Annotated in this window: 12 protein-coding genes; 4 read left to right on the top strand and 8 right to left on the bottom strand. The window is 40.0% G+C overall.

The features are described 5' to 3' along the window. The first annotated feature begins 7 nt into the window (after positions 1-7). From oadA to Q7U33_RS06420, 4 genes are all read left to right on the top strand, one after another. Complete coding sequence (gene oadA / locus Q7U33_RS06435; protein WP_304858811.1) at positions 8-1855, top strand: sodium-extruding oxaloacetate decarboxylase subunit alpha; 1848 nt, start codon at positions 8-10, stop codon at positions 1853-1855. A gap of 69 nt (positions 1856-1924) precedes the next feature. After that, on the top strand, positions 1925-2506 hold the full coding sequence (locus Q7U33_RS06430; protein WP_304858810.1) for a Maf family nucleotide pyrophosphatase: 582 nt from the start codon (positions 1925-1927) through the stop codon (positions 2504-2506). 60 nt (positions 2507-2566) lie between these two features. Beyond that, positions 2567-4012 (top strand): DUF4139 domain-containing protein, encoded by a 1446-nt coding sequence (locus Q7U33_RS06425; protein WP_304858809.1) that lies wholly within the window; start codon positions 2567-2569, stop codon positions 4010-4012. Further along, entirely contained in the window at positions 4012-4728 is a 717-nt protein-coding gene (locus Q7U33_RS06420) for an SAM-dependent methyltransferase (protein WP_304858807.1), read from the top strand. Before Q7U33_RS06425 ends, Q7U33_RS06420 begins: the two co-directional genes overlap by 1 nt. Here Q7U33_RS06420 and rnhB read toward each other — a convergent pair. The 8 genes from rnhB to rseP form a co-directional block, all read right to left on the bottom strand. After that, positions 4717-5325 carry a ribonuclease HII gene (gene rnhB, locus Q7U33_RS06415; protein WP_304858806.1) on the bottom strand — a complete coding sequence of 203 codons (609 nt, stop codon included), beginning with the start codon at positions 5323-5325 and terminating at the stop codon, positions 4717-4719. The genes Q7U33_RS06420 and rnhB overlap by 12 nt on opposite strands. Then, the gene (gene lpxB / locus Q7U33_RS06410; RefSeq protein ID WP_304858805.1) at positions 5322-6455 is read right to left on the bottom strand and encodes a lipid-A-disaccharide synthase; all 1134 of its coding nucleotides are present in this window, start codon (positions 6453-6455) and stop codon (positions 5322-5324) included. The genes rnhB and lpxB overlap by 4 nt, the downstream gene beginning before the upstream one ends. A gap of 9 nt (positions 6456-6464) precedes the next feature. Continuing rightward, complete coding sequence (gene lpxA, locus Q7U33_RS06405; RefSeq protein ID WP_304858804.1) at positions 6465-7247, bottom strand: acyl-ACP--UDP-N-acetylglucosamine O-acyltransferase; 783 nt, start codon at positions 7245-7247, stop codon at positions 6465-6467. Between the two features lie 59 nt (positions 7248-7306). Continuing rightward, a complete protein-coding gene (gene fabZ, locus Q7U33_RS06400; RefSeq protein WP_304858803.1) occupies positions 7307-7777 on the bottom strand; it encodes a 3-hydroxyacyl-ACP dehydratase FabZ in 471 nt (156 codons plus the stop codon). Positions 7778-7833: 56 nt separating this feature from the next. Further along, positions 7834-8868 (bottom strand): UDP-3-O-(3-hydroxymyristoyl)glucosamine N-acyltransferase, encoded by a 1035-nt coding sequence (gene lpxD / locus Q7U33_RS06395; protein ID WP_304858802.1) that lies wholly within the window; start codon positions 8866-8868, stop codon positions 7834-7836. Between the two features lie 38 nt (positions 8869-8906). Then, positions 8907-9371 carry an OmpH family outer membrane protein gene (locus Q7U33_RS06390; protein WP_304858865.1) on the bottom strand — a complete coding sequence of 155 codons (465 nt, stop codon included), beginning with the start codon at positions 9369-9371 and terminating at the stop codon, positions 8907-8909. 152 nt (positions 9372-9523) lie between these two features. Continuing rightward, a complete protein-coding gene (gene bamA / locus Q7U33_RS06385; RefSeq protein WP_304858801.1) occupies positions 9524-11848 on the bottom strand; it encodes an outer membrane protein assembly factor BamA in 2325 nt (774 codons plus the stop codon). A gap of 4 nt (positions 11849-11852) precedes the next feature. Next, the gene (gene rseP / locus Q7U33_RS06380; protein WP_304858800.1) at positions 11853-13220 is read right to left on the bottom strand and encodes an RIP metalloprotease RseP; all 1368 of its coding nucleotides are present in this window, start codon (positions 13218-13220) and stop codon (positions 11853-11855) included. Positions 13221-13234 lie beyond the last annotated feature (14 nt).

The following is a 13234-nucleotide window of genomic DNA, read 5'->3' as shown; positions in this document are numbered from 1 at the left end:
TAAAAATATGGCAAAAGTATCTGTTACTGAACTAGTTTTACGCGATGGTCATCAATCGCTTATTGCAACTCGCATGCGTACTGATGACATGCTACCTATTTGTGCAAAGCTCGATGCTATTGGCTTTTGGTCACTTGAAGCTTGGGGTGGTGCAACATTCGATGCATGTGTACGTTTTCTTAAAGAAGACCCATGGGAGCGCCTTGCAAAATTACGTAAAGCACTACCCAACAGCCGCATCAAAATGTTGCTACGCGGTCAAAACTTACTAGGCTATCGCCATTACTCCGATGACGTTGTACGCGCTTTTGTCCAGAAATCTGCAGACAACGGTGTTGATGTATTCCGTATTTTTGATGCAATGAATGACTTACGTAATATCAAAACATCTGTTGAAGCGGTTAAGAAATTAGGTAAACATGCAGAAGGCACGATTGCCTATACAACTAGCCCCGTTCATGATGTCGCTTACTTCGTTGAGTTAGCCAAAGAACTAGAATCTATGGGTTGTGACACGATTGCAATTAAAGATATGGCTGGCTTACTAACGCCTAAAAATACAAGTGAATTAGTAAAAGCCTTGCACAGTTCAGTTAATTTACCAATTCAACTACATAGCCATGCTACTTCAGGTCTGTCTGCAATGAGTCTGCTAAAAGGCATTGAAGCTGGCGCAAGCATTATTGATACATGTAACTCATCTTTTGGTGAAGGTGCGAGCCACTCTTCTACAGAAAGTTTAGTGGCCGCATTGCAAGGCACAGAATATGACACTGGTTTAGACTTGGGTGCGTTACAAGAGATTACCGCTTATTTCAGGGATGTCCGTAAGAAATACTGGCAATTTGAAAGTGAGTTTACAGGGGTTGATACTAGAGTCTTAGTGAGCCAAATTCCTGGCGGCATGATTTCGAACTTATCTAACCAACTAAAAGAGCAAGGCGCTCTTAATAAAATGGATGAGGTTTTACTGGAAATTCCTAGAGTACGTGAGGATTTGGGTTACCCTCCACTGGTTACACCAACCTCTCAAATCGTAGGTACGCAAGCTGTACTTAACGTGATGACTGGTGCTCGTTATAAATCAATTACCAATGAAGTTAAGAACTACTTCCTTGGACAGTACGGGAAAGCACCAGCCGCTGTTAATGAAACAATTAAGCAGCAGGCTATTGGAAATGCAGAGGTTATTAGCTGCAGACCAGCTGATTTGTTAAAGCCAGAAATGGCTAAATTGACTAATGAAGCAGAACGCTTCGCCAAATCTGAAGAGGATGTGCTCACATATGCGATGTTTCCAGATATTGGCCAAACTTATCTACAAGAGCGCAATGCAGGGTCACTAACACCTGAGTTGTTATTAGATAAAAATACAATTCAATCTAACGGTCCAAGATTTGCACCAAATGAATTTAAAGTGACATTACATGGAGAAACGTTCCATATCAATGTAACTGGTAGCGGTCATGCAGGTGAAGAGCAACGCCCTTACTTTGTATCTATTGATGGTATTGCGGAAGAAGTCATCGTAGAAACACTCAGTGAAATTGAGATTGCTAACGACGGCACAGCAAGTAACGGTAGCAAAAAGAAAATCGCGAACAATACAAGTAGTGGTCGCCCTCGCCCATCTCACCCAGGTCATGTGACAACATCAATGCCAGGTACAATTGTTGCGGTCAAAGTGAATGTTGGTGATAAAGTAAAAGCTGGCGATGGCGTACTAGTGATTGAAGCCATGAAAATGGAAAACGAAATTCAAGCATCAACCACAGGTGTTGTCGTTGCTATACATGCCATTAAAGGTGATACAGTGACACCTGATGAGTCTTTACTTGAAATTCAACCAGAATAACCAATGTATTAATTAACAAACCAAGCCGACGGGTATGTACTGTCGGCTTTTTTATTAGCTCCATTTATTATGCAAAACAACCTGATACTAGCCTCATCTTCAATTTATAGACGTGAATTATTAACGCGTTTACAAATTCCCTTTAGCTGCATTTCACCAGACGTTGATGAAACCCAAATAGAAGGCGAATTACCAGAAGAGACCGCCTTAAGATTAGCTAAAGATAAGGCAATAAAAATTGGCACTAGTCATGTAGATGCCTTAATTATTGGATGCGATCAAGTGGCAACACTAGATAACATCCAATTAGGTAAGCCATTGAATCATGATAATGCAACAAAACAACTACGTATGATGCGTGGTAGAGAAGTTATCTTTCATAGCGCATTATGTTTATATAACGCAAAAACACAGAATATGCAGGCGACTGTGGTGCCTTATATTGTGCAGTTTAGAAACTTAACCGATGCACAAATTGAAAATTACCTTTTAAAAGAACAGCCTTATCACTGTGCTGGTAGTGCTAAATCAGAAGGTCTTGGCATTGCAATTATCGAAAAAATGACAGGTGAAGACCCCAATGCATTGATAGGCTTACCTTTGATTGCTTTAATCAATATGCTTAATCATGAAGGCGTATCAGTGATATAAATCACCTAAATGCCTTTTTAATTGCTACATTTAACCATTCTCACTCTGAAGGAGTCTGTAATGCCTAATCAATACAAGTTTATTGTACTTTGTGTACTCTCGGCTCTATCAAGCAATGTGCTATCCGCCGACACAGATGAAATCACTAGCAGTTTACATGATCAGCAATCTGTGGCAGTCACCATTTATAACAACAACCTAGCATTAGTCAAAGATCAGCGTAAAGTTAAATTAAATAGCGGCCTAAATAATTTAGCATTACGTGATGTAAGTGCGCAGATCAGACCTGAAACAGCATTGTTGCGTAGCATTAGTCATAAAGGAAGCTTTGACACCTTAGAGCAAAATTTCGATTTTGACTTACTCACACCACAAAAGCTACTTGAAAAATACGTAGGTAAAATGGTTCGAGTTATTAGCATGAACCCTTCTACAGGTGTGGAAACAAGTGAACAAGCTTCTGTATTGTCTGCGAACAATGGCGTTGTGATGAAAATCGGCAATCGTATTGAAACGGGCATTCCAGGGCGAATTGTGTATGACAATGTTCCTGCAAATCTACGTGACCGCCCTACTTTAATCACTAAAATTAACAATAAAGTAGCTGGTGAGCACTCCGTTGAGTTGAGTTATCTAACAGGTGGTCTCGACTGGAAGGCGGATTACGTTGCTGAACTAAGCCCAAAAGAGGATAGTCTTGATTTATCAGGGTGGGTAACTTTAACCAACACAAGTGGTACTAGCTATCAGAATGCAAAATTACAGCTAGTTGCTGGAGATGTTAACCGCATACAAGAAGATTACCCACGTGCAATGAGTATGAGAAAAGACATGTTAATGGCCGCAGAAGCTGCAGCGCCAATGGCAGAGGAGTCACTACTTGAGTATCATTTATACAGTTTGGACCGCCAGACGTCTATTGCAGAGAACCAAACTAAGCAAGTCGCCCTACTCTCTGCATCACAAGTACCAGCTCGCAAAGAGCTGGTCTTACGTGGTTCAGATTATTACTACAACTCAAGTTACGGTGACTTAGGTCAAAAGTTAAAAGTGAGCGTGTTTGTAGATTTTGATAATAAAGAGGCTGCAAAATTAGGTATTCCACTACCTAAAGGCATTATGCGTGTCTATAAAAAAGACAGCCAAGGTAATGCTCAGTTTGTAGGTGAAGACCGTATCGACCACACACCTAAAAATGAAATTGTACGCCTTAAACTTGGCGAAGCATTTGATGTAACAGCCGATAAAAAACAGTCTGACTTTAAAACATTACCCCGCCCCTCCAAAGGCAATAGTATGTTTGAAAGCGCTTACGAGATTGTGATCAAAAATGCAAAAAAAGAACGCGTTTCTATCACAGTTCAAGAGCCGATTCCCGCAGACTGGAAAATCATCAAAGAAAGCCACCCTAGCCAAAAAGCGACTAGCAATACTGCTGTTTGGAAAATAGACGTACCTGCCGAAGGTAAAGTCACGCTGAATTACCGTGTACAAGTGAAATATTGATGACTAATAAAAAAACAGGGACCTTATATTTTATTCCAGTCACACTTGGTGAAGATAATATCACCAAGGTTTTACCCTCAGAGGTTGTAAAGATAGCTCAACAATTGGATGAGTTTATTGTTGAAAATGAAAAAACTGCACGCCATTTCTTAGGTGCAATTCAACATAGCAAACCAATACGTGAGCTGGTACTTAAAACACTAAATGAGCACACGGGCGATAAAGAATTACCAGCACTACTTAACTCATTAATGGCGGGGAAAGATGTGGGCCTGATGAGCGAGGCTGGTTGCCCTGGCATTGCAGATCCAGGTGCAAAACTTGCAGCACTGGCACATCAAAAAGGCATTCGCGTAGCCCCCCTAGTTGGCCCTTCATCCATTTTACTTAGCCTAATGGCAAGTGGTTTAAATGGACAACGATTTACTTTTTTAGGGTATTTACCAAGCGATAAAGTTGCAAGAATCAACCAGCTTAAAGAAATTGAAAAGCAATCAAAACAACAAGAAACTCAAGTGTTTATAGAAACACCCTACCGTAATCAGCACATGCTAGAAGATATTATTAACAACTGTAACGGGGAAACAAAGTTATGTATTGCCTGCAATATAAGTTTAGCAGATGAATTTATTGGCACTAAACGTATAAAAGAATGGAAAACATCACCTTTACCCGATTTACATAAGAAACCAACTGTGTTCTTATTATTGGCTTAATGATGATTGAATCAAAGCCTTAACAGGCGCATAGCTAAGTCTATGTACAGGTGAAACACCATGCTGACGTAGTAGTGCCATGTGAGCCGCGGTAGGATAACCCTTATGCTGTGCAAATCCATACATAGGATACTGTCGGTCTAAGTCATACAATGCTGCATCACGCGCAGTTTTGGCCAGAATAGATGCGGCGGATATTGCTTGCACTTTACTATCACCCTTAACAATCGCTTCGCAAGGCAAGCCAATTTTTGGCCGTTGATTACCATCTACCTGCACAAGCAAGTTTAGCTGATCAGCATTAGTCAAACTTGACTGAACAGACTCGATAGCACGTTTCATCGCAAGTAAACTTGCCTGCAAGATATTAAGCTGGTCAATTTCCTCGACTGTACTGTAAGCAATGGCCCATGCAAAAGCATGTGCTTTAATTTCAAGCGCTAATGCATCACGTTTTTTTTCACTCAGTTTTTTAGAGTCAGCTAAACCCAAAATTGGCTTTTCAGGATTAAGTATCACTGCTGCTGCATAAACCGCACCAGCCAAAGGCCCTCGCCCTGCTTCATCTACACCACAGATCAACTGATTTTGGTTCATTTTAAATGTGCAAGTATCGCAATTGCTGCTTTTTCTGCTGTATTTTGCTTTAATTGCTGATGAATATCTGTAAACTCTTTTTTAATTTCAGCGAGCTTTTCTTTATCGTTGACAAGATCAAGTGTTGCTTGAGCAAGCTTCTCAGGGGTAGCGTCATCTTGCAATAACTCAGGTACGACAAACTTTCCTGCCAATATATTCGGCAAGCCTACATATGGCTGCAAGCGCATACGTTTGAGTAATTGCCAACTTAAATTAGACATGCGATATGTAATCACCATCGGCTTTTTAAGTAACGCCGCCTCAAGCGTTGCAGTACCAGACGCAACAATCACTACATTAGCTGCTTCCATTGCATCATGTGCATGACCAAACAGCAACTGAATTGGTAGTGGCTCTGGTTCATTAAAAATAGCTAATTCAAATATATGTCGTGTTTCACGCGTAATCAATGGCACTAAAAATACGGCATTAGGGTGTTGTGTGTAAATGTGTTTAGCTGTTTGTACAAATAGATCTGCATGCTGCTCTACTTCACTTTGTCTACTGCCTGGAAGCATTGCAATAACTAACGAAGATGGCTCTAGTTTTAAAATTTCCCGTGCACCAGCGACATCAGGCTCCATCGGTAACATATCAGCTAATGGATGTCCTACATAAGTGACAGGAACGCCCTTTTCTTGATATAAAGCAGGTTCAAAAGGAAACAGCGCTAAAACCTGAGTGACCGCTTTCTTAATCTTTTTGATACGATTCTTACGCCATGCCCAGATAGATGGGCTTACATAATGAATTGTTTTAATGCCTTTTCGCTTAAGTTTTTTTTCTAACCAGAAATTAAAATCAGGTGCATCGATGCCAATAAATAAATCTGGTGGGTTACTTAAAAATTGATTCAATAACTCACGGCGTAACTTTAACAAACCCCATAGGTGCTTAATCACCTCAAGATACCCACGCACAGAAAGTCGCTCTATTGGATAAAGTGATTTAGCGCCTGCGCTAATCATTTTTGGACCCGCAATACCAATAAACTCTATATCTGAGCGTTTTTGTTTCAGCGCTAGTATAAGATGACTACCAAGTAAATCACCAGAGGCTTCTCCAGCCACAATGCCAATTCTAACCATATTGTGCGATTAACGGACAATGCCGCGAGTAGATACATTCAGAAAATCAGTCAAAAGTCCGATTTCTGGTGTTTTTGATAACATAGCTTCTAGTTCAACTTTAGACTCTTCTAAAGTTAAGCCTTTGCGATATAGCGTTTTATAAGCACGTTTAATTTGCAAAATACTCTCTGGCGAAAAACCTCTGCGTTTCAGGCCTTCGGAATTAATACCATGTGGTTTGGCATCATATCCTGCTGCTGTTACATATGGCGGGATGTCTTTAAACACAACAGAGCCTACCGCAGTAATGACATGAGAGCCGATCTTACAGAACTGATGCACAAGCGTGAAGCCACCTAAAATTGCATAATCATACATATCGACATGGCCAGCAAGTGATGAGTTATTCGCTAAAATAGTATGATTGCCAACTTGGCAATCATGTGCAATATGCACATAAGCCATTATCCAATTATCATTACCGATTTTTGTTGTGCCTTTATCTTGGATTGTACCGCGATTAAAAGTGCAAAATTCTCGAATGGTATTGTTATCACCAATCTCCAATAAGGTCGGCTCACCTTTGTACTTTTTATCCTGTGGCGCTTCACCTAATGACGAAAACTGAAAAATTTGATTATTTTTACCGATAGTCGTAGGACCATTAATCGCTACATGGCTGGCAATTCGAGTGCCTGCATCGACTTTTACGTGAGGCCCAATCACAGAAAATGCGCCAACTTCAACGCTAGAATCAAGCTCTGCTGAGGCATCTATGAGAGCTGTTGGATGAATTTTTGCAGTATGCATTTTAACTTCACTTATTTTTATGAGTGGCATTAGTGTGCGACTTGATGCGCACTCATCACTTATTTTTCAATTGCTTTTAAGATGCACATCATCTGTGCTTCAGCAACAACAGTTCCATCAACAGTAGCAACACCAGAGTACTTCCAGATACCCTTTAGAATGCGGTCGATTTTCACATTCAGTACAATTTGGTCGCCTGGGGACACTGGCTTTTTAAAGCGTGCACTATCGATACCTGCGAAATAGTAGACAGAGTCATCAGTAGGTTTAGTATCCATTGTTTTGAATGATAATATTGCAGCAGCTTGTGCCATTGCCTCAACAATCAAAACGCCAGGCATCACTGGATGGTATGGAAAATGACCTGGGAAATAAGGCTCATTAACACTTACATTTTTAATCGCTGTAATTTCTTTACCTAACTCCATAGACAACACTCGATCAACCAATACGAATGGATAACGATGTGGCAAGTGCTCTAGAATTTCATGAATATCCATACTAGTAGTAGAGGTTGCATTATTAGTCATATTATTCTCGGTTTGCTTCTTATAAAGAGTTTTATCGTTAATCCTTGAAGTCTTCATTACTTTGTTTTAAGCAAGGCAATCTCAATCTCAAGTTGTTTAATTTTATCTGCAAAATCATCTAAGTGACGAATCCTCGCAGCCGTACTTAACCATGCCTTATGTGTTTGAAAAGGCATTAATGCAGTGTATGTATCCGCAGTCATCAACGAACGAGTAATCATACTACCAGGCGAAATTGTGACATGATCTGCTATTTCCAAATGTCCCAATATCATTGCAGCGCCACCAATTTTACAGTGCCGACCAATACGCGCACTACCAGCGACACCAACACAGCCAGCAATAACGGTATGTGCGCCAATCACACAGTTATGCCCTATTTGAATTAAATTATCGAGTTTTACGCCCTCTTCGATAATTGTGTCATCAATTGCACCTCGGTCAACTGTAGTATTGGCACCAATATCTACATTGGCATGAATAACAACACGCCCTACTTGTGGTATTTTAAGCCATCGTCCTGCTTCTTCAGCGTAGCCAAATCCATCTGAACCAATAATCACACCTGAGAAAAAATGACAGTTTTCACCAATTTCACAATGATGCTTAATTACAACATTGGGCTCTAACCGTGTTCCATCTGCTATTTTTACATCGTTTTCGATGACACAACCACTTGTAACGACAACATTTTCACCAAGCGTAACATTTCCACCAATAGAAACCAGTGGGCCAATACTGCATGAGCTCGGAATATGTGCAGTTGGATGGATGACAGCAGTTTCATGAATGCCTTGAGGCATTACAGTTAGTGGATTTAGAAAAGCTGACAGTTTCGCAAAATAAGCATAAGGATTATCAACAATAATCTTGGGTTGCGTACTTAAATTACTATGCGTTTCTTTCATAATAAAAGCGCTAGCTTCACTTGTAACCAGCGCTTTCTGATACTTAGTATCATTAAAAAAACTAATAGAACCTGCTTTTGCATTTGCAATAGAAGAAACTCTATTGATTAACACATTGCCATCACCAATTACATGACCGCCTAGCGCAGTGGCAATATCGTTAAGCGAGTATTGCTGACTCATACTTTAACTCGAAAATGTAAGGTTATCAGACAAACTACTTATTTTTTACCTAACATTTTTAACACTTTGTCTGTAATGTCAATTTTCTTACTTGCGTAAGCAACGCCACTATAGACTACTAAATCGTAACCCTCTGCTTCAGAAACTGACTGAACAGCTTTGTTAATGCGATCTTGCAATGAACCTAACTCTTCATTTTTACGTAAATTAATATCTTCACGCAACTCACGTTGTTTACGTTGAAATTCAATTTTAATATTTTGAGCATCACGTTCTTTTGTGCGGCGCTCAGACTCAGAAAGTGTTAGCCCTTCTTTATCTAGGATTGTTTCTAAATCTTTAATTTGCTTAGCCATACGATCAAGCTCTTGTGAGCGTGGGCTAAATTCTTTTTCTAATTTTTTACCACTTTCAGCAGTTTGTGGGGCATCTTGTAGAATTTTATCTACTTGTACGTAACCAACCTTTAATTCTGCTGACTGTGCGTTCATTGCACATGCCATCAAACTTGCAACTACTATACTTTTAAAAAAATGATTCACTTAACTTCTCCTTACCCTGCAATACGAATATTGGCATCATTATGCCATAAGACACTCTATCGAATAAGTAACCAGCACTATATTTCGATACGACTGCCCTGATGAAAATCTTTTTAGAACTGCTGACCTAACTGGAATTGGATTGCTTGTGTATTATCCCCACTTTTGCTATTCAATGGTTTAGCAAATACTAACTTCAAAGGACCAAATGGTGATATCCAACTTAACCCCAAGCCTGTTGAGTATCTTAGCCCGCCAAAATCATACGATTCGTCTGGGCCAAACACATTGCCAGCGTCAATAAATGCACTCATCCTAAACTGCTTGGACTCTTTCAAACCTGGTATTGGTAGATACAATTCAGCGTTAGCTAACAAACGTTTAGTACCACCTAACGCAAAATCACGACCCGATAATGTGTCGGTAGTTCTAGGACCTAATGAGCCATTATCATAACCCCTAACAGAGTTTACACCACCCATATAAAAGTTTTTAAAGAATGGATAGTTCTTATTACCGTAAGAATCGGCGTAACCAATTTCACCGTTCAACATAAGGGTGTACGCAGGAATAACTTCCTTAAACCATGCATGTTTATAGTCAATTTTATAATACTCAAGATCTAGTACAGGAAGCGCCAACTCTCCCGTTAGTCTTTGCAATACCCCTTTAGTCGTAAACATGATGCTATCTCTTGAGTCATGCACCCACCCAGCACTAGCTACTACAGAATTACTTGTACAGCCAGTAGTGTTTCCACAAAAGTCTTGATATTGAATCGGACTATTTGCTCTTAGCTCAACTTTGGTAAAGTCTGCAGAAAGGCCAAAATTAAGACCATCTCTTTCGTTTAAAGGAATACCAAACCTAACACCGCCACCATAAGAAGAGGTGTTATAGGTGCCGATATTGAGAGAGCTTGTATTAACATCACGACGATACACGTCAATACCGCGACTCACACCATCTGGCGTGAAATACGGGTCTGTATATGAAAGCGAATATACTGTGTTCACTTTACCAGTATTTACTTGAGCACTAACGCGATTACCAGTTCCCAAGAAGTTGTTCTGGTTCACTGTAATACCAAAAACCACACCCTCGTTACTAGACAAGCCCGCACCAAATTGTACGCTACCTGTAGACTTTTCTGTCACGCTAATATTCAAATCAACCTGATCTGCTGTGCCAGGTACTGCTGGTGTTTCCACATTAACGTCTGAGAAGAAATCAGTACGCACAATACGTTCTTTTGAACGATCAATTTTATTAGATGCATACCAAGCAGACTCAAGCTGACGTACCTCACGCCGAATCACTTCATCACGCGTACGCGTATTGCCAACGACATTAATTCGTCTGACATAAACACGTTTACCTGGATCTACGAAAAAGGTAAACGCTGCGGTGTGCTGCTCTTTATTAATTTCAGGTACTGGATTGACGTTAGAAAAAGCATACCCATCGTTACTTAATCGATCACTAATCGCTTTGCTTGTTTGCGTTACTTTCTCGCGGCTGAAAGTTTCACCAGCCTGCACTTGAATCAATTGACGTAACTCATCTTCAGGCACTAAAGTCTCACCTGCCAACTTCACTTCGGAGATAGTATATTTTTCACCTTCGGTAATATTGATTGTGATGTAAATGTCTTTTTTATCTGGCGTAATTGACACCTGTGTTGAGTCAATATTAAATTCAAGATACCCTTTGTTCATGTAAAAAGAACGTAAGGTTTCTAAATCTGCATTTAATTTTTGCTTAGAATATTGATCGTCTTTATTCCACCAACTCATCCAGTTTGGTGTAGTAAGCAGAAATTCTGCTCGAAGATCATCTATCGAGTAAGCTTTATTACCTACGATATTAATATCACGAATCTTAGAAACAGCACCCTCTTCGATATCGAACCTAACGGCAACACGATTACGTTCAAGCGGTGTTACGACTGTTTTCACAGAAGCGCCGTATTTACCTTGTGACAGGTATTGACGCTTGATTTCCTGCTCAGCACGATCTAACTGTGATTTATCGAAAATTTGACTTTCTGAAATGCCAACCTGCTTCAAACCCTCTTTCATTTTATCGGTAGGGAATGACTTATTACCACTAAAATCAATCTGTGCGATTGCGGCACGCTCTTGCACAGTAACAATTAGCACATCATTTTCAGCTTCAATGCGCACATCTTTGAAGAAACCTGTGCCATACAGTGACTTAATCGCTTGTGATGCTAGATCATCATCCATGATCTCACCGACTTTAACAGGTAAGTGGCTAAAAACTGTGCCAGCTTCTGTTCTCTGAATACCTTCTACTCGAATATCTTTAACTTGAAATGGTTCAAGTGCCATCACTGATCCAGCATATAAGCTAGATACAAGCAGCAACATAGACTTAAGTTTTAGTTTTGGGTGTTTCAAATTTTGAATTGCCATTCAATTAGCCTGTTATCAATCTGTTTATATCATTATAAAGCGCTAAAACCATCATACACGCGAGTAGAAAAACGCCTATTCTTTGCCCTACATTCATTGCTGCTTCAGATACAGGTCGCCCTGTAAAAAATTCAAACATATAATACATCAAATGCCCGCCATCTAATACGGGAATCGGTAAGAGATTAAGCACACCTATACTAATACTAATTAGCGCCAGAAACCCTATAAAAACTTTCAGCCCCATATCAGCGCTTTGTCCAGCATAGCTAGCAATAGTGACTGGTCCACTCATGCCCTTCCATGAAACATTACCCAGCACCATATTACCCAACATTTTTAAACTAAAAGTAGCCGTGTCCCATGTTTTTTCTACCGCTTTTAAAAATGCACCAGCCACTGAATAGTGAGTTGTAATGAAAAAATCATCTAACTCACTTTGCTGCATATTAAACCCAGCTCCGATACGGCCTATTTTTTCATCTTTTTCGAAAATAGCTTCTGGTGTAATACTAAGGTTAATTAACTGACTGTCTCGTTCAACTAATAATGGCATCATCATTTCAGGATGCGACTTAATCTCTTTAACAAACGCATCCCAGTCAGTCACTTTGATTTTATTGAGTTCAAGCACAATGTCATTGGTTTTTAATCCAGCCAGTTCTGCACGACTGCCTTTAATTACCTCTCCAATTTTAGGGGTGATTTTAGGCATTTCTACAATGAAGCCAATTTTTTCTAAAATATCCAGCTTCTCATCATCAAAATCAATCTTGGCTACATTGAGTTGATAATATTTTATTTCCTGCTGAGGACTTATCGTTTGTATTGCAACATCAGTTTTCTTTAAAGTCTCTTTCAATAATAGCCAACGCACGTCTTGCCAGCTACTCACGTTTTGATTGCCAACTTTGTGAATCACCTCACCAGCTTGTATATTCAATAAAGCCGCTGGGCTACTGTCTATCAAACTACCTACTGTAGGTTTAATTCCCACAACACCTGTCATGAATAAAGCCCAGTAAAGGAGAATTGCGAGCAGAAGATTTGCAAAAGGACCTGCTAATACGATAGCAATTCGCTTGCCTACACTTTGCCTGTTCAGTGCACGGGACATATCTTCACCGCTCACATGCGACTCGTCAGTCAACGTATCTTCCCCAAGCATTTTCACATAGCCGCCTAAAGGGATTGCTGCAATCACATATTCTGTTTGATCTTTACCAAATTTTTTACTCCAAAGCGGCTGGCCAAAACCGATAGAGAATTTCAGCACTTTTACACCGCACCACCTTGCAACTTGAAAATGACCATACTCATGGACAGTCACGACTATGCCGAGTGTAACTATAAAAGCGAGGGCTGTTAACATAGCGATTGGTATCG

Source organism: Methylotenera sp., assembly GCF_030653755.1.
Lineage (GTDB): Bacteria > Pseudomonadota > Gammaproteobacteria > Burkholderiales > Methylophilaceae > Methylotenera.
The sequence above is the reverse complement of the archived record's forward strand: the minus strand, read 5'-3'. Positions and strand labels throughout refer to the sequence as shown.

Bases quoted from the DNA above. Each gene is read 5' to 3' on its own strand.
- Q7U33_RS06420 (WP_304858807.1), top strand. From the start codon at position 4,012: ATGACTAATAAAAAAACAGGGACCTTATATTTTATTCCAGTCACACTT.
- bamA (WP_304858801.1), bottom strand. From the start codon at position 11,848: ATGGCAATTCAAAATTTGAAACACCCAAAACTAAAACTTAAGTCTATG.
- Q7U33_RS06430 (WP_304858810.1), top strand. From the start codon at position 1,925: ATGCAAAACAACCTGATACTAGCCTCATCTTCAATTTATAGACGTGAA.
- Q7U33_RS06425 (WP_304858809.1), top strand. From the start codon at position 2,567: ATGCCTAATCAATACAAGTTTATTGTACTTTGTGTACTCTCGGCTCTA.
- Q7U33_RS06390 (WP_304858865.1), bottom strand. From the start codon at position 9,371: ATGGCATGTGCAATGAACGCACAGTCAGCAGAATTAAAGGTTGGTTAC.
- rnhB (WP_304858806.1), bottom strand. From the start codon at position 5,325: ATGAACCAAAATCAGTTGATCTGTGGTGTAGATGAAGCAGGGCGAGGG.
- lpxB (WP_304858805.1), bottom strand. From the start codon at position 6,455: ATGGTTAGAATTGGCATTGTGGCTGGAGAAGCCTCTGGTGATTTACTT.
- lpxD (WP_304858802.1), bottom strand. From the start codon at position 8,868: ATGAGTCAGCAATACTCGCTTAACGATATTGCCACTGCGCTAGGCGGT.
- fabZ (WP_304858803.1), bottom strand. From the start codon at position 7,777: ATGACTAATAATGCAACCTCTACTACTAGTATGGATATTCATGAAATT.
- lpxA (WP_304858804.1), bottom strand. From the start codon at position 7,247: ATGCATACTGCAAAAATTCATCCAACAGCTCTCATAGATGCCTCAGCA.
- rseP (WP_304858800.1), bottom strand. From the start codon at position 13,220: ATGTTAACAGCCCTCGCTTTTATAGTTACACTCGGCATAGTCGTGACT.
- oadA (WP_304858811.1), top strand. From the start codon at position 8: ATGGCAAAAGTATCTGTTACTGAACTAGTTTTACGCGATGGTCATCAA.